Below are 26901 nucleotides of genomic sequence, written 5' to 3' on the forward strand. Positions count from 1 at the left end.
GCCCGATCCCAAAGACAGGCCCTAGGTGCCCATGAGCTCGGAGACCTTCACGAAGCGGTAGCCGCGCTTGCGCAGCTCCGGGACGATCGCGCGGATGGCCTCCTCGGTGACGGGCGCCGCGCTGCGGGTGCAGTGCATGACCACCAGCGAGCCCGGCTTCACCCCGGCCAGGACCTGCTCGGCCACCGCGTCCGGGTCCTTCGCGAAGGCGTCCCCGCTGACCACGTCCCACTGCACCGCCGTGACCTTGGCCGTGGACAGGGCCCGCAGCGCCTGGTCGTCGTAGCAGCCGCCGGGGAAGCGGAAGTACGGGACGGTGTTGACCGCGCCCGCCTTGCGGAAGGCGTCGAAGGCCCGGTCCACGTCGGCCCGGGCGGCGGCGCCGTCGAGCGTGGGGAGCCCGTAGCAGGGGGACTTGAAGGCGTGGTGGCTGTACGAGTGGTTGGCGATCTCGAAGTTCGGGTCGGTGCCGATGGCTTTGGCCTGGTCCGGGTACTCCTCGGCCCAGCGGCCCGTCATGAAGACCGTCGAGGGCACCTTGAGCGCCCGCAGCGTGTCGATCAGCTGGGGGTTGTCGAAGTGCTCCCCGCCCGCCGCGCGCGGTCCCTGATCGGAGGTCATGTCCGCGTCGAAGGTCAGGGCGACGGTCTTCTCGGTCTTCTGCCTGGCCCGCTCGAAGACCGGGGTCAGGCCGCCCGGGCCGGGGGCCAGCGTCGGGGCCTTGCCGGGGGCGCCGGCCCTCGGGAGCGCGGAGGCCGCTCCGGCGGCGGGGGCGGGTGCGGAGGCCCGGGCCGACGCGGAGGCGGAGGCCGAGGGGGTGGCGGACGCGCCGAGCCGGGCCTGGCCGGCGCCGCCGTTCGAGGGACCGGCGCCGCCCCCGCAGCCGGCGAGGACGGCGCCGAGGGCGCCACTGAGGACGGCCGCGGCCGCCGCTTTGCGCAGGGAAGAGGTCACCTACGCAAAATATATGACTATGTGGCAATCAGACGGGCACGGCACTCCTCCACGTCGAACCCGGCCTCCGGGTACCGCGGACCGATGAGCTCCAGGTGCTCCCGCAGCAGGGTGGCGACGGCCCAGTCGCGGTACCACTTGCGGTCCGCGGGGACGACGAACCACGGCGCGGCGTCCGTGGAGCACCGCTCCAGCGCCAGCTCGTAGGCCTCCTGGTACGCGGGCCACAGCGCCCGCTCGTCGATGTCGGACGGGGCGAACTTCCAGTGCTTGGAAGGGTCGTCCAGCCTTCGCAGGAGCCGCTCGCGCTGCTTCTCGTAGCTGATGTGGAGGAAGACCTTCACCACGGTCACCCCGTCCCGCGCGAGGGACTCCTCGAACCGGTTGATCTGCGCGTAGCGGTGGTTCACCTCGCTGCGGGACACCAGTTCGCGGACCCGGGCGATCAGCACGTCCTCGTAGTGCGAGCGGTCGAAGACGCCGATCTCGCCCGGCTTCGGGAGGGCGCGGGCGATCCGCCACAGGAAGGGGTGCGACCGCTCCTCGTCCGTGGGCGCCTTGAAGGCCCTGATCCGGCAGCCCGCGGGGTTGAGCGGGCCGGTCACGCGCTTGACCGCGCCGCCCTTGCCGCTGGTGTCCATGCCCTGGAGGACGAGGAGCACCCGGCGGCGGTCGCCCGCGGTGCTCGCGGCGAAGAGCCGGTCCTGGAGGGAGGCGAGGGGCTCCGCCATCCGGGCGAGCGCTTCGGCCCCGGCCGCCTTGCGGGCGGGGCCGGCGGGGATCCCGGCGGGGTCGAAGCGGCGCAGGTCCAGCCGCTCGCCCGCCGGTACCCGCAACAGCTCGCGCAGCGGCGGCCGCGGCGCCGCGTCGCGGTGCTTCCCGCCGCGCTTCCCGCCGTGCCCCTTGCCGTGCTTCCCGCCGTGCTTCCCGCGCTCGTCCTTGGCCACCGCAGCCCCCATCCGGGTCGGTTCCCCCGATCCTGCTACGGATCGGACGGCGCCGCGACGGGAGCTCAGTGCCAGGGGCCGGTGACCGCGAAGGTGGTGCCGGGGGAGTAGGCGTTGACGTACATCGTCCGCCGGTCGGGGGAGAAGGTGACCCCCGCGAACTCGCCCCACGCGGGGGCCCCGGGCACGCCGATGTCGTCGGCGTTGCGGGCCACCGGGTAGACCTCGCCGCCCCGGGTCACGCCGAACACGTACTGCGCCCCGCCGCCGTCCTCGCACACCATCAGGCCGCCGTCCGGGGCCAGGCAGATGTTGTCGGGGGAGTCCCCGGGCAGCTGGACGTCGGTGGCTGGGCCGAAGAGCACGTCCAGCCGGACCGTGCCGCGCCGAGGGTCGTGGAACCACACCTGCCCGTGGTGGTCGGCGCCCGCGCCCTCGCCGCCGCGGGCGTAACTGGAGACGAAGTGGACGCCGCCGTCGCCCCAGTAGCAGCCCTCCAGCTTCTGGGCGTGGGTGATCCCGCCCGGGCCGAAGTCCTGGAAGCGGATGGGGGTCCCGGCGGCCGAGGGGTCGGGTACGGGGACCCACTCCACCGGGAACTCCGCCCCGGGCTCGGCGACCACGGACAGGTCCGGCACCCCGGGGACGCGCAGGGCCTCCAGCGCGCCCCCGGCCCGGAGCGAACCGGGCCCGCCCAGCGGGCGGGCCGGGAGGAAGCGGTAGAACAGACCGAAGGGCTTGACGAAGGCGTCCTCGGTCTCGTAGACGACCCCGCGGTACGGATCGACGGCGACGGCCTCGTGCGCGAACCGGCCCATCGCGGTGAGGGGGACGGCGCCCAAGCGGTACGGGTCGGCGGGGTCCACCTCGAAGACGTACCCGTGGTCCTCGGCGTACCCGGCCTCGCCGCCCGCGCGGTCCTCGGTCTCCTCGCAGCTGAGCCAGGTGTTCCAGGGGGTGCGGCCCCCCGCGCAGTTGACGGCGGTCCCGGCGAGGGCGACGCGCTCGGCGGTGACCCGGCCGGTGGCGTCCAGTTCGAGGAGGGTGCAGCCGCCGAGGGCCCGGGGGTCGTACGTCAGCCCCTCGACGGCGGGCACCCGCAGGGGGGCGGTGACGCGGTTCTCGTGGTTGCGGACGAGGCGGACGCCGCGGCCGGGCGCGCGGAAGGCGGCCATGCCGTCGCAGTTGGCGGGGACGGCGCCCTCACCGGAGCGCAGCGGGGCGCCGGCCCGGGAGAGCACCCGGTACGAGAAACCCGCGGGCAGATCGAGCAGCCGGTCCGGGTCGGGCAGCAGCGGCCCGTACCCCCGGGTGACCGGCGCGGCGCCGGCCGTTCCCGTGAACAGCGCGCCGAGCGCCCCGCCGAAGGTGACGCCGGCGGCGGCGAGCAGGCTGCGTCGGGTCACGGACATCGGCAACTCCCAGCACTGGCGCAGGACGTGTGACCGGGCCGTGGTATCACGTGTCCCCGCGCCCGCGCCCCCGACGCGGTCACACCTGCCGCGCCGTCACCCCACCGGGTGGGTGGCGGCGCGACCGGCGGCCGGCCGGGTCAGATCAGCTCGGCGGAGAGCGTGATCGTCGTACCCGTCAGGGCCTGGCTGACCGGGCAGTTCTTCTTGGCGTCCTCGGCGGCCGCGGCGAAGCCCTCGGCGTCCAGGCCGGGGACCTCGGCGCGCACCGTCAGGTGGATGCCGGTGATGCCCTCACCGGGCTGGAAGGTGACGTCGGCCTTGGTCTCCACCCGGGTGGGAGGGGTGCCGGCGCCGTCCAGGCCGTGCGAGAGGGCCATCGAGTAGCAGCTGGAGTGCGCGGCGGCGATCAGCTCCTCCGGGCTGGTCTTGCCGTTCGCGGCCTCGGCGCGCGAGGGCCAGGAGACGTCGAACGAGCCCTGGCCGGAGGAGTCGAGGGTGACGACGCCGGCGCCCTTGAGGAGGTTGCCCTGCCAGTCGGTGTGGGCGGTACGCGTGGTGGCCATGGTGGATCCCTTCGCAGAAGTGGCAACGACCGGGCCGCCCGTACCGGAACCCTGCGGATCCGTACGGGCGATCGGCCCGGCGTCCCCAAACCTACTGGGACACCAGCGGCTTCGCGTCGCGCGCCAGCGCGGTGAGCCGCGATATGGCGCGGAAGTACTTCTTGCGGTAGCCGCCGTTCAGCATCTCTTCACTGAACAGCCGGTCGAAGGGGACCCCCGACGCCAGCACCGGCACCTCGCGGTCGTACAGCCGGTCCGCCAGGACGACCAGCCGCAGCGCCGTCGACTGGTCCGGGACGGGGCCGACGTCCGTCAGGCAGACGGCGGATATCCCGTCCGTCAGGGCCCCGTAGCGGCTCGGGTGCACCTGGGCGAGGTGCTCCAGCAGGCCGGGGAAGTCGTCCAGGCTCGCGCCCGGGGTCGCGTACGCGGCCTTGGCGACCTGCTCGTCCGAGAACGGGGCCGGGGCCTCGGGCAGGCCGCGGTGGCGGTAGTCCTGGCCGTCGATGCGCAGCGGCCGGAAGTGCGCCGACAGGCCCTGGATCTCGCGGAGGAAGTCGGCGGCGGCGAAGCGGCCCTCACCGAGCTTGCCGGGCAGCGTGTTGGAGGTCGCGGCGAGCGCCACGCCCTGCTCGACCAGCCGGCTCAGCAGCGAGGACACCAGCACGGTGTCGCCCGGGTCGTCCAGCTCGAACTCGTCGATGCACAGCAGCCGGTGCTCGCCGAGGGTCCGCACGGTCTGCTGGAAGCCGAGTGCGCCGACGAGGTTGGTCAGCTCCACGAAGGTGCCGAAGGCCTTCAGCGCGGGCTCCGCCGGGGTGGCGTGCCACAGGGAGGCCAGCAGGTGGGTCTTGCCGACGCCGTAGCCGCCGTCGAGGTACACCCCGCGCGGGCCGGCCGCCGGGGCCGCGGGCTTGCGGCCGAACCAGCGCCGCTTGCCGGAGCCGCTCGCGTGCGCCCCGCCCAGACCGGCCGCGAAGCCGCTCAGCACGGTGACGGCCTCGGCCTGGCTCGGCTGGGTGGGGTCCGGGTCGTACGTGTCGAAGCGCACCGAGTCGAAACGCGGCGGCGGCACCATCTCCGCGACCAGGCGCTCGGCGGGCACGTGCGGCGCGCGGGCGCACAGGGCGAGCGGGCCCGCGTCGGCTATCGGCGGCTGCCCACCGGCGGGACCAGAGGTCGAGAGAGAGGTTGACACAGCCCTTAACTCTACGGGGCGTGTCAGACTGCACCGATGCGACGCCTGTTCCCTGTGACCGATCAGACATCGGCGACCCAGCCCCCCGCGCCCCAGGACGACCGGGAGTGGTCGCTGGACGAGCTCGCGGAGGCCTACGCGTACCCCCCGCTCTCCGAGGACGCCCACTGGCTGCGGGCGAACATGGTCTCCACCCTGGACGGGGCCGCCCAGCACGAGGGGCGCTCGCAGCCCATCTCCGGCGAGAGCGACATGCGGATCTTCGGAACCCTGCGGGCCCTGGCCGATGTGGTGGTCGTCGGTGCGGAAACGGTTCGCCAGGAGGGCTACCGCCCGGCCCGGGCCCGGGCGGACTTCGCGGCCCGCCGCGAGGCCGCGGGCCAGGGCCCCGCCCCCGCCATCGCGGTGATCACCGCCAGCATGGACCTGGACTTCTCGCTGCCGCTGTACACCAGCCCGCTCGTCCCCACCCTGGTCATCACCGGCTCCGCCGCCCCCTCCGACCGGGTGGCCGCCGCCACCGCGGCCGGGGCCGAGGTGGTCGTCGCCGGGGAGGGGGCCGCCGTGGATCCCGCCCGGGCCGTACGGGAGCTCGCGCTGCGGGGCATGCGGCGCCAGCTCACCGAGGGCGGGCCCCGGCTGCTGGGCCAGTTCGTGGCCGCCGACGCGCTCGACGAGCTGTGCCTGACGATCTCCCCGATGCTCACGGCGGGGGACGCCCAGCGCATCTCCGGGGGCCCCTCCGTCGCCGTACCGCACCGGCTGGCGGCCGCCTCCGTACTGGAAGAGGCCGGGTTCCTCTTCACGAGCTACCGTCGGATCTGAGAAGCGGCGGAATTCGCCGTTCCGCTTAGCTTCCGCTGGGCACATATACCTGCGCGGCCCCGTGCGACAGCGGGGCAGGATGGTTTCCGCAGGGGCCGGCCGACCGGCCTCGGCCCATGAAGGAGAGGGCGTCCGTGTTCACGAGCGTATTGATGATCGAGCAGCCGCTCACCCCGGTCGACGTGGACTTCGTCACCACCCTCCACGGAGACGACCCGGTCTCCTTCGTCGTCCTCATGCGGCCCCGGGGCGACCAGGACCGACTGCTGCGCGCCATCGACGACGTAGCGCTCGGCGAACTGCCCGAGGCCCTCCACGAGCGCGACGAACCGGAGGGCGAGGCCGCCCGCGGCCCCGCTGAGCAGGCCCTGGAGCACTCCCTGGCCGCCCTGCGCAAGAAGGGCGCCACGGCCGTCGGGCAGATCATCGAGCAGCATCCCCTCGACAGACTCAAGACCGTCGTCGAGGAGACGAGCGCCGACGAAGTGATCGTTCTGACCGCCCCGCACTTCGTGGAGGAGTTCTTCCACCGGGACTGGGCCTCCAGGGCGCGGCACAAGGTCGGCGTTCCGGTGCTCAAGCTCTTCGCCCACAACGAATAGGCTGACGTCCGACACCCCCACCCGGGTGCCGAGCAAGACCGCGACACTTTTCCGACGTACCGACCCGCACCTGGGGGAGAACCCGTATGACGCCGCCCGGCCTGCCGACCGCCATGGAACGCCCGCACTTCATCGGCATCGGCGGCGCCGGTATGTCCGGCATCGCGAAGATCCTCGCCCAGCGCGGCGCGAAGGTCGCCGGCAGTGACGCCCGTGACTCCGAGACCGCCCAGGCGCTGCGCGCCCACGGCGCCACGGTCCACATCGGCCACGCCGCCGCTCACCTCGCCGCCGACTCCACCTGCGTGGTCGTCTCCAGCGCCATCCGCTCCGACAACCCGGAGCTGGCCCGCGCCGCCGAGCTCGGCATCCCCGTGGTGCACCGCTCCGACGCCCTCGCGGGCCTGATGGACGGCCTGCGCCCGATCGCCGTCGCCGGTACGCACGGCAAGACCACCACCACCTCGATGCTGGCGGTGTCCCTCTCGGCCCTGGGCCTGGACCCCTCGTACGCCATCGGCGGCGACCTGGACGCCCCCGGCTCCAACGCCCACCACGGCGAGGGCGACATCTTCGTGGCCGAGGCGGACGAGAGCGACCGCAGCTTCCACAAGTACACCCCGCAGGTCGCGATCATCCTGAACGCGGAGCTCGACCACCACGCGAACTACGCGTCGATGGAGGAGATCTACGAGTCGTTCGAGACCTTCGTCGCCAAGGTCGTCCCCGGCGGCACCCTGGTCGTCGCCCACGGCCAGGCGGGCGCCGCCGAGATCGCCGCCCGGGTCGCCGGGAACGAGGGGCTGCGCGTCGTCACGTACGGTGAGGAAGAGGCCGCCGACGTCCGGATCACGAAGATCACCCCGCGCGGTCTGACCAGCGAGGTCACCGTGGTCATCGACGGCCGGATGCTCACCTTCACCGTCTCGGTCCCCGGCCGCCACTACGCGCACAACGCCGTCGCCGCCCTCGCGGCCGGTGTCGCGCTCGGCATCCCGGCGCACAACCTGGCCTCCGCCCTCGGCAAGTACACCGGGGTCAAGCGCCGCCTCCAGCTCAAGGGCGAGGCGGCCGGCGTACAGGTCATCGACTCCTACGCGCACCACCCGACCGAGATGAGCGCCGACCTGGAGGCGATCCGCGGCGCCGCCGGGGACTCCCGCATCCTGGTCGTCTTCCAGCCGCACCTGTTCTCCCGCACCCAGGAGCTCGGCAAGGAGATGGGCCAGGCCCTCGCCCTCGCCGACGCGGCGCTGGTCCTGGACATCTACCCGGCCCGCGAGGACCCGATCCCCGGCATCACCAGCGAGATCATCATCGCCTCGGCGCGCGCCGCCGGCGCCGACGTGACCGCCGAGCACGAGAAGGACGCCGTCGCCGACGTGATCGCGGGAATGGCGAAGCCGGGCGATCTCGTTCTCACCATGGGCGCGGGCGACGTCACGGACCTCGGTCCGCAGATCCTCGCCCGCCTGTCGAGCTGACGGCCAGAGGGAGCGGGAGAGTCATGTCGTACGAGGTTCAGAAGACGGACGAGCAGTGGCAGGCGGAGCTGACCCCGTCCGAGTACCAGGTGCTGCGCCTCGCGGGGACCGAGCCGGCCTTCCGCGGTGAGTACACGGACACCAAGCAGGAGGGCGTCTACTCCTGCCGCGGCTGCGGTTCCGAGCTGTTCCGCTCCTCGGAGAAGTTCGAGTCGCACTGCGGCTGGCCGTCCTTCTTCGATCCGAAGGACACCGACGCCGTGGAGCTGATCGCGGACACCTCGCACGGCATGGTCCGTACCGAGGTCCGCTGCGCGAAGTGCGGCTCCCACCTCGGTCACGTGTTCGAGGGTGAGGGTTACCCGACCCCCACCGACCAGCGCTACTGCATCAACTCCATCTCGCTGCGGCTCACCCCCACCGAGGGCTGACCCGGCCGCCGTCCCGCCCGAGCCCGGCCCGGCCGGCCCGGGGGTCTCACCGAGACCCCCGGCCCCGGATCAGGCCGAGCTCGGCGAACATCGCACGGCACCAGGACAGGGCCGTGTCGAGGTCGCCCCACTGGACCTCTCCGGGATCCAGGTACGGGAACACGTACGGGTCCCTGACCTCGCCGGGCAGGTCCCCGGGCCGGCAGGTGTACGGGGGCCTGCCGTAGCTCGCCGCCTTGAACGCGGCGGCGGTCGCGGCGTCCTGCCCGTCCCACACGGCGAGCCACAGCCTGCGCAGCATCGCCGGATGGGCCACGGCGAAGATCAGCCGCCCCACGTCCAGCGGCTCGCCCGGCGTGATCACCCGGGCCACCCCCGAGTACACCTCGTCCTCCCCGGCCCGGGCCGTGAACCCGGACCAGATCTCCACCCCGTGCCCGGCCTCGATCAGCGCCGCGCACAGGGCGGCCAGCGCCAGGCCCCGGTTGCGGACCGAGCCGTGCGGCGTCTCGTGGGAGTACGCCGCCGGGATCAGGAACGCGACAACCTTGCCCCGCCGCGACACCTGCCGGGGCACCGAGTCCACCATGCACTCCGGTTCTCCGGCCAGGTAGGCGCCGATGTCCACCTCGCTGCCGGTGACGTCCCACACCGGCTCCAGCGACATCACCGGCGACCCCAGCCCCGCCCGCTCGCGCAGCGCGCCGACCGTGATCCGCTGCTCCTGGAGCGGCAGGTGCCAGCCGTCGACGGCCAGGCGCAGCGCCTCCTCCCAGGTCGCCCCCGCCCACTCGGCCGTGCCGTGGCGCCCCTCCCCGTCCGGGATGCTCTCCGGCGCCCGGGCCGCATCGAGGAACTCCTGCCAGGACAGCATGGGCGCCAGCACCCGCTCCGTCATCCGAAGGACTCCGGCCGCGCGTCCTGCGGCTCCCGCTCCCGCTCCGGTGCGTCCAGCCCCAGCGCCGAGCGGTGGGCCGCCGACAGCCCGCGCGTCACCCGCCACGCCAGCACCTGCGCCACCGTCGCGCCCGCTTCGAGCAGCCGGGCGCCGTCGATCCCGGCCCGCGGCGAGAAGGTCAGCGGCAGCCGCTTCTCGGCGGCCACCGCGCGCAGCCGCCGCACCTCCTTCAGCAGCGCCCGGGCCTCCTCCCGCCTGGAAGGGGCGCCCGCCAGCACCAGCCGGTACTCCAGCCGCTGGTCGATCGGCACGTCGATCACGACGAAGCGGTCCAGCGTGGCGGCGTCCAGCGCCTGGCGCCCCACGTACTGGTGGTCGCTGCCGTGGCCGTAGGTGTTGCCCGTGGCGACCAGCCGGAAGTCCTCGTGCGCGGTCACCATCCCGTCGGCGAACGCGCAGGTGCGCAGTGCCAGCGCCTGGTTGAGCTCGCCGAGCAGCCCCGGATGGCCGTTGTCCAGCTCGTCCAGCAGCATCAGGCCGCCGTGCTCGAACGCCCGCCGGAACGGGGTGTCGTGGTAGTGCCCGTGCGCGTCGAAGTACCCGAACACCTTGCTCATCGGGGTGGTCGGACCCAGCGACAAGGCCTGGAGCTCCAGCCCCAGCGCCTCCGCCGCGTGCTTGGCCAGCATCGACTTGCCGGTGCCCGCCGGCCCGACGAGGAGCACGTGGCACCGCGCGTGCAGGGCGGTCAGCAGCTCCGGGAGCGCCCGGTGGGTCGCGGCGCGCACCCGGACAGGCCGCCGCCCCGGCAGCGACACCTCGATCACGGCCGGGGTGGCCTCGGCGTACGCCTTCGCCACCTCCTCGCGCACGGTCCGCAGCAGCTCCGGCCGGGCGGCCAGCAGCGCCTCCTCCGTCGCGTCCGAGGCGAGGGCGTGGACCAGGCCCTCGTGCTCCGCGAGCCGCGCGGCCAGCTCCGCCCCGACGGCCTCGGCCGCGGCCCGCTCCAGCCCGCGCTCCCGCGCCTCCTCCACGGCGGCCCGCGCCGCCCGCGCGGCCTGCCCGCCGGTGTGCTCCGCCACCTCCCGTACGAGCCGGGGGCGTTCCGCGTCGAGGGCGGCGGCCACCGCCCGCGAGAGCGTCGCCCGCTCCCAGCCGGCGAACACGTCCTGGGCCACCCGGCCCGCCAGCCTCTCCACCTCGGATCTCACCTTGGCCCGCATCGCGGACTCCCCCCTGAATCGCGGCGACGTCCGCCATTCATGCCCACGGAGCGGCCCCGTCACCCCCACCGGCGCCCGGTGCGGTGCCCGGTGCGGCGTCCGGGCCTGGAAGCGGGGAGAGTTCGGGCCACCTCGGCGGCGGGGGCTTCCGTTTTCCAGCTGTACGGCGCAGTGTCACGCGGGCAATGCCGACCGGTACCCCGCGACCGCTGTCCTTGGGTCGCCCCTCGACACCCCCTCACCCCGCAGAGGTCGACACCCATGGCAGAACTCAACCGCCGCAGGTTCCTGCAGATCGCGGGCGGCACCGCCGCCGTCGCGATGCTCAACGAGAGCATCGCGCGCGCGGCCGCCATTCCGGCGCAGGGCAGCACCGGGACGATCCAGGACATCGAGCACATCGTCGTCCTGATGCAGGAGAACCGTTCGTTCGACCAGTACTTCGGCGCGATGAAGGGCGTCCGGGGCTTCGGAGACCCGCGCCCGGTCCTCCAGGACAACGGCAAGTCCGTCTTCCACCAGTCCAACGGGACGAAGGACGTCCTCCCCTTCAACCCGCAGGTCAACGACCTGGGCATGAAGTTCCTGGCGGGCCTCAACCACGACTGGGCCGGCGGCCACGCGGCCTACAACAACGGCAAGTACGACAAGTGGGTCCCGGCCAAAACGGCCACCACCATGGCGTACATGACGCGGAACGACATCCCGTTCCACTACGCCCTCGCCGACGCCTTCACCATCTGCGACGCCTACCACTGCTCCTTCATCGGAGCCACCGACCCGAACCGCTACTACATGTGGACGGGCCACACGGGCAACGACGGCACCGGCGGCGGCCCGGTCCTCGGCAACCAGGAGGCCGGCTACGGCTGGAAGACCTACCCGGAGCGCCTGGAGGCGGCCGGGGTCTCCTGGAAGATCTACCAGGACATAGGCGACGGCCTGGACGCGGCCGGCTCGTGGGGCTGGATCAGCGACGCCTTCCGCGGCAACTACGGCGACAACTCGCTGCTGTACTTCAACAACTACCGCAATGCCCAGCCGGGCAGCGCCCTGTACGAGAAGGCCCGGACGGGCACCAACGCCAAGGCGGGCGAGGGCTACTTCGACAAGCTCCGCGCGGACGTGGTGAACGGCACGCTGCCCCAGGTGTCGTGGATCGCGGCCCCCGAGGCGTTCAGCGAGCACCCGAACTGGCCGACGAACTTCGGCGCCTGGTACATCTCCCAGGTCCTGGACGCGCTGACCGCGAACCCGGCGGTGTGGGCGAAGACGGCCTTCTTCATCACCTACGACGAGAACGACGGCTTCTTCGACCACGTCGTACCGCCGTACCCGCCGGCGTCCGCCGCGTGGGGCCTGTCGACGGCCGACGTCACGAAGGACCTCTACGCCGGGGGCGGCGGCTACGCGGCCGGCCCGTACGGCCTCGGCCCGCGCGTCCCGATGATCGTGGTCTCCCCGTGGAGCAAGGGCGGCTACGTCTGCTCCGAGACGTTCGACCACACCTCGGTGATCCGCTTCATGGAGAAGCGCTTCGGGGTGCGGGAGCCCAACATCTCGCCGTGGCGCCGCGCGGTCTGCGGCGACCTGACCTCGGCGTTCGACTTCCAGCGGGCGGACGCGTCGCCCGCGGCCCTCCCGTCCACCGCGGGCTACGTCCCGCCGGACCACAACACCCACCCGTCCTACGTCCCGACCCCGCCGGCGACGGGCACCCTGCCCGCGCAGGAGGCGGGCTCCAAGCGGACGCGCGCGCTGGGCTACGCGCCGTACGCGGACGGCAAGGCCACGCCCTCCACCGGCCAGTTCACCCTGACCTTCTCCTCCGGCCCGGCCCTCGGCGCGCACTTCCACAGCACCTCGGGCAACCGTACGGACGGCCCCTGGCCCTACACGGTCGAGGCGGGCAAGACCCTCTCGGACACCTGGAGCACCAGCGCCTCCACCGGCAACCAGATCAACCTCACGGTGTGGGGCCCGAACGGCTTCCTGCGGACCTGGAAGGGCCCGGCGAAGAAGGCCGGCCCCGAGGTCACCGCCCGCCACGACGCGGCCACCGGCAACCTGACCCTGAAGCTGACCAACTCCGGCCCGTCGGCGGTCAACCTGACGGTGACCAACGCCTACGGCGGCGCCGCCAAGACCCTCCGCGTCGCGGCGGGCGGCACGGCCACGTACACGGCGGACCTGCGCGAGACGGGCCGCTGGTACGACGTCAAGGTCGTCTCCGACGCGGACACCACCTTCCTCCGCCGCTTCGCGGGCCACGTCGAAACGGGCGCCCCGGGCATCTCCGACCCGGCGATCAAGACCGTCTGACCCGGCCGCCCGGTGCACGCAGCAGCCGCCGCTCCAGAACCGCAAGGTCCCCGGGGCGGCGGCTGCGGGCGTACCGGAGGAGCACGTCGCGGACGCCGTCCGGGACGCGCCGGTGCTTGGGGTGGCGGGCGGTGAACTCCTCGCTCGCGAAGAACCGTACGGCCGCGTCCAGGCCGTCCCCGTCCGTCTCGCACACCGCCCGGGCCAGCTCCGCCGTGGGAGCGGCGGCCAGCACCCGCAGCGGGGCCACCTCCGCGAGGAGGGACGCCGCGTCCAGGGGGTGCTCCCGGACGGCGCCCCGCCAGGTGAAGGCGGCGGCGAGCGCGATGCCCGTCGGAGGCCGCGGCTCCTCGCCGCGGGCCATGGCCTCGGCGTAGCCGCGCAGCACCCCGGGAGCGGCGGCGGCCCACCGGGCACGGTGCCGGGCCGGGATGCCGTCCGGGGAATCCCGGTCGAGGAGCCGGGCGAGCGGCTGCGGCCGGACGGCGTCCGGCAGTTCGCGGACCCGGGGGTCGTGCGCGTCCCGGGACGGACCCGCGTGCGCGGGATCCCAGCACATGCAGACGAACCCGGCGTCCGAGTGCGCCGCGACGGGCTCGTCGGGCCAGACGGCGAGCACCTCCGCAAGCTCCTGCGGCCTGCGGATCTCGTAGGTCGCGGGGTGGTGCGGACGGCCGTCCGGAACCTCCCCGTCATGGACCCGGACGCACTCCACGGCAGATGTCGGATTCACGGGTGTGATGGTAGGTCCGCTGGCTGCCGCCCCCGGGGGCGGGTACGAAAAAACCCCCGGGTCGCGAGGAGACCTCGCGACCCGGGGGATCAGGGTGAGTGACGGGACTTGAACCCGCGGCCACCTGGACCACAACCAGGTGCTCTACCAACTGAGCTACACCCACCACGAAGGGCGGCGTACCGCCCGTTCGATGTGCATGCACAGCATAGCTGATCAGAGGGGTGCTCCTGCCACGCGTTATCCGGCGGAGCGGCTCGCGGACAGGGTGGCGGCGAGGCGTCCGGCGACGCCGTCCGCGCGGCGGGCGGCGTGCGCGACGGCCGCCGTCGCCAGCGCCTTGACCACCGGGTGCGGCCGGGTCCCGTCGCCCGCGAGCTCCGGCTGGAAGAGGGTGGCCAGGAAGAACGGGTGTCCCGGCAGCTCCGCCATCCGGACCTGCCCGTCCTCGTCGTGCCCCGACAGCCGCAGTCCCCGCTCGGTGAGCGCCGGCAGGTGCCGGGGCGCCGGGCCGTAGTCGCAGTGGTAGCGCTCCACCGACCGCTCGGCGCCGAGCGCCGACTCGGCGAGCGATCCGGGCTCGGCCCGTACGAGCCCCTCGTGCCCGACGAGGGAACAGGCGAGCGGTGCGATCAGCGGGTCCTCGGCCCCGGGGTCGTTCTCCGCGTGCGCGGCCCCCGCCAGCCCGCACACGCCGCGGGCGTACTCCAGCAGGGCGTGCTGGAAACCCCCGCAGGTGCCGAGGAAGGGGATGCCCTCCTCCCGCGCCACCCGGATCGCGGCGAGCGCCCCCGCCTCGCTGGCGTACGGGCTGCCGGGCAGCACCCACACCGCGTCGAACCCGGCCAGCGCGCCGGCCGCGGCCTCGGCCGACGCCCGCGCGGTCGGGATCCAGTACGCGTCCAGGACCAGCCCGTCGCGGGAGGCGAGGGCGTCGAGGAGCAGCGGGATCCGGGTGTGGGACTTCACGTGCGGCGAGCGGTCGCCTACGAGGGCGATACGGGCGATACGCGAAGCAAGGGAGGTAAGGGAGGGTGTGGTGGTCATGTGGATCATCCTGGGGGCGGAGTCCACTTCAGCGCCAACGATTGTTCCTGGATGATCGATAAGCAGATCTGATCGCGGCGCCCTCAGTGCTTCAGGGCGGCCTTCGTCGCCACGATGATCAGGCCGAGCACGAGGTTGACGACCCCCTCCGCCGCCAGCTGGCGGCGGGTGGCCCCGGCGCGGGCCGCGCCCAGACACGCCCACAGGACCTGCTGCGCCACCGCCACCCCCATCGCCAGCCACGCCGTCCCCGCGTAGTCCAGCCCCAGCAGCCCGCTACAGGCCACCGCCACCGCCGGCAGCAGGGCGGCCTCGAAGATCGGCCACTCGTGCAGCGCGACCCGCCGGATCTCCTGCCCGCTCCACGGCTGCCCGACCAGCCGTTCCCCCGCCAGCTGCGCGTAGACGTGCGTCGCCCAGAACACCACGCCCGTGACCAGCAGCAGCAGGATCAGCTGGAGCCTCGGATACGTGCCCACCGTACTGGCGGTGGCCACCACCGAGGTGGCGAGCAGGGAGCCGTACACGGCTCCGGCCGAGTCGGTCCTGACACGGCGCCGGGGCGGATCGCTGGGAGTGCTCACCGCTTCACGATAGGGACGCGGGCACCCGCCCGGGCCCGGGCGCGCCGGGATCCGCGCCGGTGGCACGCTGACGCCATGGATCCGCACCTGCTCCGCACCTTCGTCACCGTCGCCCGCCTCTCCTCCTTCTCCGGCGCCGCCCGCGAGCTCGGCTACACCCAGTCCGCCGTCTCGCAGCACATCGCCGCGCTGGAGGGCGACCTGCGCACCGAGCTGCTCACCCGGCGGCCCGTGGAGCCGACCCCGGCCGGAGCGCGGCTGCTGGAGCACGCCGGGCCGCTGCTGCTGCGGCTCGACGCGGCCCGGGCCGACGTGCTGCGGCTGGCCGCCGCGCCGCCCGGGCGGATCACGCTCGCCGCGTCCCCGCTCGCCGTCGGCCCCGCGCTGCTCGCCGCGCTGCCCCCCACCGGCGTCACCCTGCGGGTGCTGCCGCCGGCCGAGGTGCCCGCCGCCGTCGCCACCGGGGACTGCGACCTCGGTCTCGTCGACGGCCCGGCCGCGCCGAGCGATCCGCTGCGGCTGCCCGACGTGGCCCCGCTGGTGGTGACGGGCGTGGCGGAGGAGGAGCTGGCCGTGCTGCTGCCCGCCGGGCATCCGCTGGCCGGGCGCGACGCCCTGCGGCTGGAGGACCTGGCCGACGCGCGCTGGCTCGACGCCCCCGGGGTGGCGCCGCTGCCGGGCGCGGTCCGCACCGCGCCCGCCCTGCGCTACGAGGGCACCGACCTGCGGGCCCTGTGCGCCCTCGCCGCCGCCGGCCACGGCCTGGCCCTGCTGCCGGGCCGGGTGGCGCGGACGGCGGGCGCGGGCGTCGCCGTACCCCTGTGCTCGCCGCGCCTGGTCCACCGTACGGAACTGCTCTCGCCCGCGACTTTGTCCGGCGCGGCCGCTGCGCTGGCCGTACGCCTCGGGGCAGGATCCCCGTATGGACCATGAACCCGCCCGGCCCGCCGCGCCCGCAGGGACCTCCGAGCCCGAACCGTTCACCACCGCCGACTACGCCGCCCGGATGGCGGCCGCCGCCGAAGCCGCCGCCGACGCGGGGCTGGCGGGGCTGCTGATCGCCCCCGGGCCGGACCTCGCCCACCTCACCGGCTACCGCCCGACCGCCGAGACCGAGCGGCTCACCCTGCTCGTCCTGGCCGCCGGACGGGACCCGGTGCTCGTGGTGCCGGCCCTGGAGGCCCCCGACGCCGCGAAGGCCCCGGGCGCCGGGGCGCTGGCGCTGCGCGACTGGACCGACGGGAAGAGCCCGTACGCGGTGACCGCCCCGCTGCTGGAGGCGGCCGGCCGCTTCGGGGTGAGCGACAACACCTGGTCGCTGCACCTGCTCTCGCTCCAGCGGGAGTTGCCCACCACCTCGTACGTCCCGCTCACCGACGCCCTGCCGATGCTGCGCGCCGTCAAGGACGAGCGGGAGCTGGCCCGGCTCGCGGCGGCCGGCGCCGCCGCCGACGCGGCGTACGCGCAGATCCTGCACCTCCCGTTCGCCGACCGCCGGGAGAGCGACGTCGCCGCAGACCTGGCCGGGCTGCTGCGCGTACACGGCCATTCCCAGGTCGACTTCACGGTCGTCGGCTCCGGCCCCAACGGCGCCAACCCGCACCACGAGGCCGGGGACCGGGTCATCCGGCGCGGCGACATGGTGGTGCTGGACTTCGGCGGCCTGAAGGACGGCTACGGCTCCGACATCTCCCGCACCGTCCACGTCGGCGAACCCGACGCCGAGGAGCAGCGCGTCCACGACATCGTCCGCGAGGCCCAGCAGGCGGGGGTGGCGGCCGTCCGGCCGGGCGTCTCCTGCCAGGAGGTCGACCGGGCGGCCCGCGCGGTGATCACCGAGTTCGGCTACGGCGACCGCTTCATCCACCGCACCGGGCACGGCATCGGCGTCACCACCCACGAGCCGCCGTACATGGTGGAGGGCGAGGAGCGGCCGATGGTGCCCGGGATGTGTTTCTCCGTGGAGCCGGGCATCTACCTGCCCGGACGGTTCGGGGTCCGCATCGAGGACATCGTCACGGTGACCGCCGACGGCGGGCTGCGCCTGAACAACGCCCCCCGCGAACTGGCCCTCGTCGACTAGCGGTTCGCCGGCTCAGTCGCCCGCGATGACCAGGCGGTAGCCGTAGTCCACGCTCTCCCGCGCCAGCAGGCCGGCGTGGCGGCGCCGCCATTCGCCGGACTCCAGGTCGGCGCGGAGCCGGGCGATCCCCGGCTCCACGACGGCCGGCCCCAGCGTCGCGAAGGTGGAGGTCGCGGCCCGGACGACCGGGTCGAGGTAGGACTCGGGGCGGCGCCAGTGGGCGACCTGGAAGCCGTCCGTGAAGTCGTGGGGGATCGGGAAGGGCAGCACGGTGTGCGCGCCGAGCGCCTCGGCGACCTCGGTCAGCGGGGTGAACCAGGAGAGCTCCAGCTCCCGTATCTCCGGCAGGTACTCCTCGATCAGCCACAGGACCCGGGGGTGCGTGGGATCCCAGGTGAAGACGGCCTGCCTGCGCGAGACCCGGCGCAGTTCCGCGAGCCCGCGCTTCAGGTCCGACCAGTGGTGGACGGTCATGACGGCCATCGCCGCGTCGAACGCCCCGTCCTCGAAGGGAAGTTCCTCCGCACCCGCCTTGACCTTGCGGGTCCCCGGGTGCTGGTCGAGCATCACCCGGGACGGCTCCACCGCCGTCACCTCCCGGTCGGCGGGCTCGTAGGAACCCGCCCCGGCGCCGACGTTGACGACGGTCCGGGCGTCCCCGAGGGCCCCGTCGATCAGCGCGGCCAGCCGGGGATCGGGGCGCCGGACCTTGCGGTAGCCGATCCCGATGCGGTCGTAGACGGCCGGCGATCCGCCGGCGGCAGTGGATTCCATCGGCCCAGCCCATCAGCCCGGCGGGCAGGGGGGCAAGGCCGTTCGCTTCCGGCCGAGCGGCGCGGGGGTCAGGGCCCGAGGATCACCGCCGACTCGCCCGGTACGTGGATCCGCCCGTCCGGGCCGGGGTGTTCGAGGGGTTCCCAGGAGGTCAGGACCCGGACCCCGTTGCGGCCGAGCGCGATGGTCGCGGGCTCGGCGGACAGGTTGACCACGACACGGAGGTCCCCGCGCCGGAAGGTCAGCCAGCGGCGTGCCTCGTCGAAGGCCACCCGGACCGCCGCGAGGTCCGGGTCGCGCAGGTCGGGGTGGGTGCGGCGGAGCGCGACGAGGGTGCGATACCAGGCCAGCAGGCGGGCGTGCGGCTCCCGCCCGGGCTCCTCCCAGTCCAGCCGGGAGCGGTCCCGGGTGGCGGGGTCCTGCGGGTCCGGGATCTCATGCGCCTTCCAGCCGTGCGCGGCGAACTCATTTCGCCGGCCGGTGCGCACCGCCTCGGCGAGCTCCGGATCGGGGTGGTCGGTGAAGTACTGCCACGGCGTGCCGGCGCCCCACTCCTCGCCCATGAACAGCATCGGCACGAACGGCCCGGTCAGCGCCACCGTGGCGGCGCAGGCCAGCAGCCCGGGGGAGAGCGAGGCGGAGAGCCGGTCGCCCAGCGCCCGGTTGCCGATCTGGTCGTGGGTCTGGGTGTAGCCGACGAAGCGGTGCGCGGGCGTCCGGCGGCGGTCCACGGGGCGGCCGTGGCTGCGGCCCCGGAAGGAGGACCAGGTCCCGTCGTGGAAGAAGGCCCGGGTCAGGGTCTTGGTGAGGGCGGCGAGCGGGGCCTCGGCGAAGTCGGCGTAGTAGGCCTGGGACTCGCCGGTCAGCGCGCAGTGCAGGGCGTGGTGGAAGTCGTCGTTCCACTGCGCGTGCAGGCCCAGCCCGCCGGCGGCGCGCGCGGTGGTGGTGCGCGGGTCGCAGCGGTCCGACTCGGCGATCAGGAACAGCGGCCGGCCGGTCTCCGCCGCCAGCTCGTCCACGGCCGCCGCGAGCTCCTCCAGGAAGGTCAGCGCCCGCCCGTCGGCCAGCGCGTGTACGGCGTCCAGCCGGAGCCCGTCGATCCGGTAGTCCCGCAGCCAGGCCAGGGCGCTGTCCTGGAAGTACGCCCGCACCTCGTCGGAGCCGGGCGCGTCCAGGTTCACCGCGGCGCCCCAGGGGGTGTGGTGGGCGTCGGTGAAGTACGGGCCGAAGGCCGGGAGGTGGTTGCCGGAGGGGCCGAGGTGGTTGTGGACCACGTCCAGCACCACCCCCAGCCCGGCGGTGTGCGCCGCGTCCACGAACCGGGCCAGGCCCGCCGGGCCGCCGTACGGCTCGTGCACCGCCCAGGGCGCGATCCCGTCGTAGCCCCAGCCGTGCCGGCCGGGGAACGGGCAGACCGGCATCAGCTCCACGTGGGTGACGCCGAGCGCGGTCAGGTGCGGGAGGCGGGCGGCGGCCGCGTCGAAGGTGCCCTCGGGGGTGAAGGTGCCGATGTGGAGCTCGTACAGGACGGCGTCCTGGAGCGGGACCCGCGGCGGTTCGGCCGTCGGGCGCAGCGCGTCGAGGTCCACCACCGCGCTGAGCCCGTCGGGGCCGTCGGGCAGCCGCCGCCCGCGCGGGTCGGGCCGTACGGGGCCCGCGCCGTCGGGGTCGTCCCCGTCGCTCCGGGTTCCGAGGACGAACCCGTACCGGTCCCCGTCGGCGGCCGGGGCCTCCACGGTCCACCAGCCCTCGCGGCCGGGTCCCGCCGGGTCGGGCGCCATCTCGTACGCGGCGCCGTTCAGCCGCAGCGCGACCCGGTCTGTCAGCGGTGCCCACACCTCGAATTGCACGGACGGTCCCCTCGTCGGCGGCGGTGCCCAGCCTGTGTCTCGCGCCCATCATCGCGGGACCGGCGGGGCCGTTCTGGACACTCCGGCCCTGACGGGCCGACAATCACCCTGTGACGTCGAGTTTCGAGATTCCCGCCTTCCCCGCCCCGCGGCTGTCCGACGCGGAGCGCGACCGGGCGCTGAGCCAGCTCAGGGAGGGCGCGGCCCTCGGCAAACTGTCGCACGACACGTTCATGCGGCGCATGGAACTCGCGCTGGTCGCCCGCCGATATGAGGAACTCGCCGTGCTCACGGCCGACCTCGAAGCCCGGCGGGGTTCGGACAGCCCGTGGAGCCGGCGGCTCTTCGGCTGGGTCGGGCGGGCCTCCGCGGTGTCCGTCGGGGTCCGCCGGGCCTGGGCCGCCGAGCGGCTGCCCAAGCTGCTGTTCCCGCATCCGGGCGCCGGGCCGCTGCGGATCGGCCGCGACCCGGGCAACGGGCTGCGGCTCACGCACGAGACGGTCTCGCGGGTGCACGCGGAGCTGAGCCTGCGCGACGGCATGTGGGTGCTCAAGGACCTCGGCTCCACCAACGGCACCACCGTCAACGGCCGCCGGGTGACCGGCTCGGCCGTGGTCCGGGACGGTGACCAGATCGGCTTCGGGCGGGTCACGTACCTGCTGTCCGCCGGCTGAGGCCCTCCAGCCGCCCTCAGGGGTCGGGCGTCACCGCCGCGAGCCGTTCGTACGCCGCCAGTACGGTCCGGGACTGGTGCTCCACCTGGGTGGCGACCGGCACCCAGCGGGCCTGGAAGCGGGCCGCGAACTCCTCGCACCAGCCGGTGACCAGGCGGTCCAGTGCGGGCGCCGCCGGATGGTGCCCGGCGCGCAGGACGCGGAGCAGCATCGCCGCGGCGCGCAGCGACAGGCGGCGCCCGAAGGCGTCGATGCTGCCGATGTGCGCGGCGGTGGCCTCGGCGGGGGCGCCGGGGCCCGTCCACTCGGCGGCGACCAGCGGGATCAGGGCCAGCGTCCAGTCCACGGCCCGCAGCAGCGGCGCGGCGGCCGCGCCGTCGTCCCGGAACGCGCCCGGGACCCCGCCCCGTACGGCGGCCACCCGCGCGGCGTCCTCGGTGAGGCGCGCGGCCAGCATCCGCAGGGCCCCGCGCGGGTCGGGGTGCGGGGCCGGGTCGTCCACCAGGTCGGAGGCCCACATGGGGACTTCGACGATCGCGGTGGTGCCGGCGTAGCGGTGCGCGTGGTACCAGGTGCTCAGCCGGGTGTCCTCGGGGCGGACGGCCGCGGCGGTGTCGGTCACGGGCTCGGGCATGACGAAGATCCCCGGGCCGGGGGAGGGCCAGCCGGCCGCGTCGGACGCGGAGGTCTCCACCGGGATGCGCAGCTCGGCGGCGGATTTGCCGAAGGGCTCGGCCAGGCCCGGTATGTCACGGGTGAGCTGGACCCAGGAGCCGCCGAGGTCGGTGCCGTGGAGGGAGACCTGGAGGACGGGGCGCAGTTCGTCGATGACGGCGGTCAGGGCGCGGGTCTCGGGCGGCAGCCGGTCCGGGGGCAGTAAGGACGGGGCCCACTCGGGCTGTTCGGGGCCGGGCGGCCGGAAGAAGTTCCGGTGGTAGTCGAGCAGGGAGTACGGCAGGGGCGTGCGGTGCAGGGCGGCGCCGTCGGGGTCCGCGCAGAGCAGGAAGTGCCAGCCGCAGCCGGCGCGGGGCGCGGGGTCGCGGATGACGCGGCGGGCGAGTTCGAGGGCGGTGGCGCCGCCGACGGGCTCGTTGGCGTGGGCGCCGGCGACGACCAGCACGTGCCGGGAGGCTCGCGCGGGCCGGACGGAGAGCAGCCAGAGCGGGGCCCCGCCCCGGGACGTCCCGGCCTGCCGCAGCCGGACGAGACCGGGCTCGGCCTCGGCGAGGGCGCGGGCGGCGAGGGCCAGTTCGCGCGGGGTGGGGTAGCGCATGTCAGGGATGAGGGTCACAAGTGATGCCATGCCCGCCGCACCTGTCCCCTACTGCTCCGCACGCCCCGCCATTTCCGGAGAAACCCCTGGCCAAAGCCTCTCCCGTCGGCGGCGACCCGGCCCCGCGCACGCGCCGCCGCCGGCACCCCGCGCCTCCCGCGCCGGCGGGGCGGGAGGCGGCCGACGGGCCCGGGCCGGGCGGCGGGGCGGGGTGCCTTCGGGCGGGGCGGTGGTGAGGGCCGGGTCCGGGTGCGTCGGCCGGGGGTCAGTCGGTGCGGAGGAGGGCCAGGGCCGGGGTGAGGTGGAGGAGGGCGGTGAGGGGGGCCTCGCTCTCGTACGTGGTCTTGTGGCCGAGGGGGGTCCAGCGGCCCGGCGGGAGGGGGAGCACCGTGTCGCGCCAGCCGCCCGCCACGGCGAGCCGGTGCGAGAGCCGGGTGGCCACCGCGACGAGCCCCGGCCCCCGGGCGAAGGCCACGCAGTGCTCGGCCGCCGGGCCGCGCGCCGCGAGCGGGGCGTAGCCGGTGAACAGTTCCGGCCGGTCCCGCCGCAGCCGCAGCAGCCCCGCGGTCAGCGCGAGCTTCTCCTCCGCCGGGCCTCGCGGCTCCGCTCCCGCGTCGAGGCGGGCCAGCGCCTCGACGGGGAAGCGGACCGGGCGCCGGTTGTCCGGGTCGACCAGGGCCCGGTACTCGGTCTCGGCGCCCTGGTAGACCTCCGGGACCCCCGGCATGGCCAGGTGCAGCAGCGTCATCCCGAGCAGGTTGGCCCGGGCGGCCGCCGCGAACTGCGCGGACTCCGCCCCGGGGTGGCGGGTCAGCGCCTCGATGCCCGCCTCGTACGCCTCGTCCGGATCGGTCCAGCTGGTCCGCAGCCCCGCCTCGCGGGCCGCCTTCAGCAGGGCGGCGGCCAGCCGGTCCGCCCGGTCCGGGGCCTCCCCGAGGCCCAGAGCGCTCTGCCGGGCCACCCAGGCGAGCTGCGGGTCCGCCCCGGCCGGCGCCGGTTCGTCCATCAGCCCGGGCAGCTGCGACAGCACCGCGATCCGGGCCCGGACGTCCGCGCTGCGCTTGGTGTCGTGCGTGGACAGCACCGTCCCGGAGGCGGGCCGGTCCCGCTCCAGCTCCGCGCAGTACGCGTGGAACTCGGCCGCCGGCACCGCCGGGTCCCCCGGCTCCCCGCCCACCTCCGTGGCCGACAGCAGCGGGGCGTACCGGTAGAACGCCCGGTCCTCCAGGGACTTCGCCCGCAGCGCCGCCGAGGTCTGGGCGAAGCGCGCCGCGAAGGCACGGTCCCGCAGCAGGAGGTCCCGTACCTCCGCCACCGCCTGCGCGCCGGCCCGCCCGGCCGCCTCCGCCAGGGCCTGCGGCGCGGGTCCCGGCCCGCCCGGATACGGCCGGTAGACCGGATAGGCGATCAGCAACTCCCGTACGGCGTGGCCCAGATCCGGGCCCGCCATCCGCTCCAGGGCCGCCAGCTCGGCGGCGAGGGCGACGGTCAGGACCTCCCGCGCGCAGGCCGCCGCCGTCTCCTCCCAGCCGGGCAGGCCGGTGGTCTCCCCGTACCGGTCGGCGAGTGCGCGGACGCCCTCCGGGTCGGCGAACAGGCCGTCCACCCGGTGCAGCGCGTCGTAGCCGGTGGTGCCCGCCACGGCCCACCCGGAGGGCAGCCGCTCCGGGCGGGCCAGGATCTTCTCCACCACCACCCAGCACCCGTCCCCGACGGCCGTCCGCAGCCGCCTCAGGTACTCCTCCGGATCCGCCAGGCCGTCCACGTGGTCGATCCGCAGCCCCTCGGCCACCCCGTCCCGGACCAGCTCCACCACCTTGGCGTGGGTGGCCGCGAACACCCCGGGGTCCTCCACCCGTACCCCGATCAGCTCCGAAATGGTGAAGAAGCGGCGGTAGTTGAGCCCCGCCCGGGCCTCCCGCCACCCCGCCGGCCGGTACCACTGCGCGGCCAGCAGCTCCGGCATCGGCAGACCGGCCGTCCCCGCCCGCAGCGGGAACTCGTGCTCGCCGTGGCGCAGCAGCTCCCCGTCGGCGGTGAACTCGCCGGGGCCGGGGGGACCGGCCAGCACCGGCAGCAGCACTTGGCCGCCGTTCGCCTCCCAGTCGATGTCGAACCAGCGCGCGTACGGGGAGTGCGGCCCCTCCCGCAGCACCTCCCACAGCGGCCGGTTCAGGTGCAGCGGCCGCGGTACGGCCATGTGGTTCGGGACGATGTCGAGGACGAGGCCGAGCCCGTGTCCCCGGGCGGTCGTCGCCAGGGCCCGAAGCCCCGGCTCGCCGCCGAGCTCCACCCGTACCCGGGTGTGATCGGTGACGTCGTACCCATGGGTGGAGCCGGGCACCGCCTCCAGTACGGGCGAGAGGTGGAGGTGGGAGACGCCGAGCGAGGCGAGGTGGGGTACCGCCGCCTCGGCCGCCGAGAACGGGAACTCGGGGCACAGCTGGAGGCGGTACGTCGAGGTGGGTGACGCCGGGGTGACGGCTGCCGGAACATCAGATTCCGACCGGGGGCGCGCGTACGGCTGGCTCATGAGAACGTACGTACCCAGCCAGCCGCATTACGTGCCATCCCCCCATGCATCCGGGTGACCGCACCTCCGCGGCGGCGGACCGCCGGCCCCGCTGACGGGACCGGCGGCCGCGCCGCGGGGCCGCCTACGCCGGGCGCTGGAGCACCACCAGACACCGCCCCGTCAGCGGTACCCGGTCCCCGGCCGCGAACTGCGGCCCGGTGCCGGGCGCCAGAACGTCCCTGCGCGCCGTGTCCACCACCATCCGCCACTGCGCCCCGTGCCCGGCCGGGACCGTGAAGTCCTGCGGTTCGGGACCCGCGTTGAACATCAGCAGGAACGAGTCGTCGGTGATCCGCTCCCCGCGGCTGCCCGGCTCGGAGATCGCCTCGCCGTTGAGGAACACCGCCAGCGCCCGCGCGTGCTGCGCCTGCCAGTCCCGGGCCCGCATCTCCTCGCCGTGCGGGGTGAACCAGGCGATGTCGGAGAGCTCGTCGTGCGTGCCCTCCACCGGCCGGCCGTGGAAGAACCGGCGCCGCCGGAACACCGGGTGGTCGCGCCGCAGCCACACCATCTGCCGGGTGAACTCCAGCAGCGCCGGAGCCGGTTTGCCCGGCTCCGGCCAGGTCACCCAGGACAGCTCGTTGTCCTGGCAGTAGGCGTTGTTGTTGCCGCCCTGCGTCCGGGCGAACTCGTCGCCGTGGCTGAGCATCGGCACGCCCTGCGAGAGCATCAGCGTCGCCATGAAGTTGCGCATCTGGCGCTCGCGCAGCTCCAGGACCTCCGGATCCTCCGTCGGCCCCTCGACCCCGCAGTTCCACGACCGGTTGTGGGTCTCGCCGTCCCGGTTGCCCTCGCGGTTGGCCTCGTTGTGCTTCTCGTCGTACGCGACCAGGTCGTGCAGGGTGAAACCGTCGTGGCAGGTCGTGAAGTTGATGGAGGCCAGCGGCCGCCGCCCGTCGTCCTGGTAGAGGTCCGAGGAGCCGGTCAGCCGTCCCGCGAACTCCGCGAGGGTGCGCGGCTGCCCGCGCCACAGGTCCCGCACGGTGTCCCGGTACTTGCCGTTCCACTCGGTCCACAGCGGCGGGAAGTTGCCCACCTGGTAGCCGCCCTCGCCCAGGTCCCAGGGCTCCGCGATCAGCTTCACCTGGCTGACCACCGGGTCCTGCTGCACCAGGTCGAAGAACGAGGACAGCCGGTCCACCTCGTGGAACTGCCGGGCGAGCGTCGCCGCCAGGTCGAAGCGGAAGCCGTCCACATGCATCTCGGTGACCCAGTACCGCAGCGAGTCCATGATCAGCTGGAGCACGTGCGGGGACCGCATCAGGAGCGAGTTCCCGGTCCCCGTGGTGTCCATGTAGTGCCGCGGATCCTCCGCCAGCCGGTAGTACGAGGCGTTGTCGAGCCCCCGGAAGGACAGCGTCGGGCCCAGGTGGTTGCCCTCGGCCGTGTGGTTGTAGACCACGTCCAGGATCACCTCGATCCCGGCCTCGTGCAGCGCCCGCACCGCCGACTTGAACTCCAGCACCTGCTGGCCCCGGTCGCCCGAGGCGTAGCCGTTGTGCGGGGCGAAGAAACCGATGGTGTTGTAGCCCCAGTAGTTGCTCAGCCCGTCGTCCACGAGACGGTGGTCGTTGACCGACTGGTGCACCGGCATCAGCTCCAGCGCCGTCACCCCGAGCTTGGTGAGGTGCCCGATGACCGCCGGGTGCGCGAGCGCCCCGTACGTACCGCGCAGTTCCTCCGGCAGATCCGGATGGCGCATGGTCAGGCCCTTGACGTGGGCCTCGTACAGCACCGTGTGGTGGTACTCGTGGCGCGGCGGGCGGTCGTTGGCCCAGTCGAAGTACGGGTTCACGACCACCGAACTCATCGTGTGCGGCGCCGAGTCCAGATCGTTGCGGGAGTCGGGCCGCCCGAAGTGGTACCCGTACACCTGCTCTCCCCAGTCGACACTGCCCGCGATGGCCCGCGCGTACGGGTCGAGCAGCAGTTTCGCCGCGTTGCACCGCAGCCCGCGCTCGGGCTCGTACGGTCCGTGCACGCGGAAACCGTAGCGCTGGCCCGGCATCACGCCGGGCAGATACGCGTGCCGGACGAAGGCGTCCGTCTCGCGCAGCTCGACGGCGGTCTCCGACCCGTCGTCGTGCAGAAGACACAGCTCAATGCGTCGGGCAGCCTCGGAGTAGACCGCGAAGTTTGTCCCGGCGCCGTCGTACGTGGCACCGAGTGGATACGCCTGTCCCGGCCAGACCTGCATGGATAACGACTCTTCCCCTCTGCGACGGGCTTGATCGGGCGTGGACCACGTCACTGCCAGATCTTCCCCGAAAGAGGGCCTCCAAGCGGGGACTTGGGATGCTCCCACCGGGTGACCCGGAGAGCTGATAGGCGGGTCAGCGGACTATGCGGGCATCGGATAATGGGTCAACGGGCAATCGGCGTAGGGTTCGTCGGGCTGCGTGGGGCCGCGCGCGCGGAGTACCCTTCCGTGATCACTTGAGACGGG

23 protein-coding genes and 1 tRNA gene are annotated in these 26901 nt (G+C 74.2%); 8 read left to right on the forward strand and 16 right to left on the reverse strand.

What is annotated here, in order from left to right; genetic code table 11:
• Window positions 1-21 precede the first annotated feature (21 nt).
• From IE248_RS06740 to zapE, 5 genes are all read right to left on the reverse strand, one after another.
• The gene (locus IE248_RS06740) at window positions 22-954 is read right to left on the reverse strand and encodes a polysaccharide deacetylase family protein (protein ID WP_229895160.1); all 933 of its coding nucleotides are present in this window, start codon (window positions 952-954) and stop codon (window positions 22-24) included.
• 17 nt (window positions 955-971) lie between these two features.
• Window positions 972-1913, reverse strand: coding sequence for a PPK2 family polyphosphate kinase (locus IE248_RS06745; protein ID WP_190030168.1), 942 nt, complete (start codon window positions 1911-1913; stop codon window positions 972-974).
• A 53-nt stretch (window positions 1914-1966) separates the two neighbouring features.
• Entirely contained in the window at window positions 1967-3313 is a 1347-nt protein-coding gene (locus tag IE248_RS06750; protein ID WP_190030169.1) for an alkaline phosphatase PhoX, read from the reverse strand.
• Between the two features lie 140 nt (window positions 3314-3453).
• Window positions 3454-3879, reverse strand: a complete 426-nt coding sequence (locus IE248_RS06755; RefSeq protein ID WP_008744060.1) for an OsmC family protein — start codon at window positions 3877-3879, stop codon at window positions 3454-3456.
• Window positions 3880-3970: 91 nt separating this feature from the next.
• Window positions 3971-5077, reverse strand: a complete 1107-nt coding sequence (gene zapE / locus IE248_RS06760) for a cell division protein ZapE (RefSeq protein WP_008744061.1) — start codon at window positions 5075-5077, stop codon at window positions 3971-3973.
• Window positions 5078-5113: 36 nt separating this feature from the next.
• On the opposite strand from zapE, the gene IE248_RS06765 reads away from it, so the two are divergent.
• The 4 genes from IE248_RS06765 to msrB all read left to right on the forward strand — a co-directional run bounded on the left by IE248_RS06765 (window position 5114) and on the right by msrB (window position 8419).
• Window positions 5114-5902 (forward strand): pyrimidine reductase family protein, encoded by a 789-nt coding sequence (locus IE248_RS06765; RefSeq protein ID WP_073796525.1) that lies wholly within the window; start codon window positions 5114-5116, stop codon window positions 5900-5902.
• A 134-nt stretch (window positions 5903-6036) separates the two neighbouring features.
• A complete protein-coding gene (locus tag IE248_RS06770) occupies window positions 6037-6504 on the forward strand; it encodes a hypothetical protein (protein WP_037795539.1) in 468 nt (155 codons plus the stop codon).
• Between the two features lie 86 nt (window positions 6505-6590).
• Window positions 6591-7988, forward strand: a complete 1398-nt coding sequence (gene murC / locus IE248_RS06775; RefSeq protein ID WP_008744064.1) for a UDP-N-acetylmuramate--L-alanine ligase — start codon at window positions 6591-6593, stop codon at window positions 7986-7988.
• A gap of 23 nt (window positions 7989-8011) precedes the next feature.
• Window positions 8012-8419 carry a peptide-methionine (R)-S-oxide reductase MsrB gene (gene msrB, locus IE248_RS06780; RefSeq protein WP_008744065.1) on the forward strand — a complete coding sequence of 136 codons (408 nt, stop codon included), beginning with the start codon at window positions 8012-8014 and terminating at the stop codon, window positions 8417-8419.
• A 46-nt stretch (window positions 8420-8465) separates the two neighbouring features.
• Here msrB and IE248_RS06785 read toward each other — a convergent pair whose 3' ends face one another.
• Both IE248_RS06785 and IE248_RS06790 read right to left on the reverse strand, forming a co-directional pair.
• Window positions 8466-9317, reverse strand: a complete 852-nt coding sequence (locus tag IE248_RS06785; protein ID WP_073796524.1) for a DUF7192 family protein — start codon at window positions 9315-9317, stop codon at window positions 8466-8468.
• A complete protein-coding gene (locus IE248_RS06790; protein WP_229895161.1) occupies window positions 9314-10540 on the reverse strand; it encodes an AAA family ATPase in 1227 nt (408 codons plus the stop codon). Before IE248_RS06790 ends, IE248_RS06785 begins: the two co-directional genes overlap by 4 nt.
• A gap of 261 nt (window positions 10541-10801) precedes the next feature.
• Between IE248_RS06790 and IE248_RS06795 the strand changes: the two genes are divergently transcribed.
• Window positions 10802-12862: a phosphocholine-specific phospholipase C gene (locus tag IE248_RS06795; RefSeq protein ID WP_190030170.1), complete on the forward strand. Its 2061-nt coding sequence runs from the start codon at window positions 10802-10804 to the stop codon at window positions 12860-12862.
• On the opposite strand, the gene IE248_RS06800 is transcribed toward IE248_RS06795, so the two are convergent.
• From IE248_RS06800 to IE248_RS06815, 4 genes are all read right to left on the reverse strand, one after another.
• Window positions 12849-13595 carry a hypothetical protein gene (locus IE248_RS06800; protein WP_190030171.1) on the reverse strand — a complete coding sequence of 249 codons (747 nt, stop codon included), beginning with the start codon at window positions 13593-13595 and terminating at the stop codon, window positions 12849-12851. The two genes, IE248_RS06795 and IE248_RS06800, sit on opposite strands and share 14 nt — an antisense overlap.
• Before the next feature lie 93 nt (window positions 13596-13688).
• Window positions 13689-13761 (reverse strand) — tRNA-His (locus tag IE248_RS06805).
• A gap of 74 nt (window positions 13762-13835) precedes the next feature.
• Entirely contained in the window at window positions 13836-14642 is an 807-nt protein-coding gene (locus tag IE248_RS06810) for a CTP synthase C-terminal region-related (seleno)protein (protein WP_190030172.1), read from the reverse strand.
• A gap of 83 nt (window positions 14643-14725) precedes the next feature.
• Window positions 14726-15226 (reverse strand): hypothetical protein, encoded by a 501-nt coding sequence (locus tag IE248_RS06815; RefSeq protein WP_037798329.1) that lies wholly within the window; start codon window positions 15224-15226, stop codon window positions 14726-14728.
• A gap of 75 nt (window positions 15227-15301) precedes the next feature.
• Between IE248_RS06815 and IE248_RS06820 the strand changes: the two genes are divergently transcribed.
• On the forward strand, window positions 15302-16159 hold the full coding sequence (locus tag IE248_RS06820) for a LysR family transcriptional regulator (protein ID WP_190030173.1): 858 nt from the start codon (window positions 15302-15304) through the stop codon (window positions 16157-16159).
• Window positions 16149-17309 carry an aminopeptidase P family protein gene (locus tag IE248_RS06825; RefSeq protein WP_073777829.1) on the forward strand — a complete coding sequence of 387 codons (1161 nt, stop codon included), beginning with the start codon at window positions 16149-16151 and terminating at the stop codon, window positions 17307-17309. Before IE248_RS06820 ends, IE248_RS06825 begins: the two co-directional genes overlap by 11 nt.
• Before the next feature lie 12 nt (window positions 17310-17321).
• On the opposite strand, the gene IE248_RS06830 is transcribed toward IE248_RS06825, so the two are convergent.
• Both IE248_RS06830 and treZ read right to left on the reverse strand, forming a co-directional pair.
• Complete coding sequence (locus IE248_RS06830) at window positions 17322-18083, reverse strand: class I SAM-dependent methyltransferase (protein WP_100580472.1); 762 nt, start codon at window positions 18081-18083, stop codon at window positions 17322-17324.
• 68 nt (window positions 18084-18151) lie between these two features.
• Window positions 18152-19933 (reverse strand): malto-oligosyltrehalose trehalohydrolase, encoded by a 1782-nt coding sequence (gene treZ / locus IE248_RS06835; RefSeq protein WP_190030174.1) that lies wholly within the window; start codon window positions 19931-19933, stop codon window positions 18152-18154.
• A gap of 110 nt (window positions 19934-20043) precedes the next feature.
• Between treZ and IE248_RS06840 the strand changes: the two genes are divergently transcribed.
• Window positions 20044-20607 carry an FHA domain-containing protein gene (locus IE248_RS06840; protein WP_037798337.1) on the forward strand — a complete coding sequence of 188 codons (564 nt, stop codon included), beginning with the start codon at window positions 20044-20046 and terminating at the stop codon, window positions 20605-20607.
• Between the two features lie 16 nt (window positions 20608-20623).
• Here IE248_RS06840 and IE248_RS06845 read toward each other — a convergent pair whose 3' ends face one another.
• The 3 genes from IE248_RS06845 to glgX form a co-directional block, all read right to left on the reverse strand.
• Window positions 20624-21898 carry a M14 family zinc carboxypeptidase gene (locus tag IE248_RS06845; protein WP_190030476.1) on the reverse strand — a complete coding sequence of 425 codons (1275 nt, stop codon included), beginning with the start codon at window positions 21896-21898 and terminating at the stop codon, window positions 20624-20626.
• 247 nt (window positions 21899-22145) lie between these two features.
• Window positions 22146-24413, reverse strand: a complete 2268-nt coding sequence (gene treY, locus IE248_RS06850; protein ID WP_190030175.1) for a malto-oligosyltrehalose synthase — start codon at window positions 24411-24413, stop codon at window positions 22146-22148.
• Between the two features lie 124 nt (window positions 24414-24537).
• A complete protein-coding gene (gene glgX / locus IE248_RS06855) occupies window positions 24538-26652 on the reverse strand; it encodes a glycogen debranching protein GlgX (protein ID WP_008743565.1) in 2115 nt (704 codons plus the stop codon).
• Between the last annotated feature and the right edge of the window lie 249 nt (window positions 26653-26901).

Source organism: Streptomyces goshikiensis, from assembly GCF_014650555.1.
Classification (GTDB): Bacteria; Actinomycetota; Actinomycetes; order Streptomycetales; family Streptomycetaceae; genus Streptomyces; species Streptomyces goshikiensis.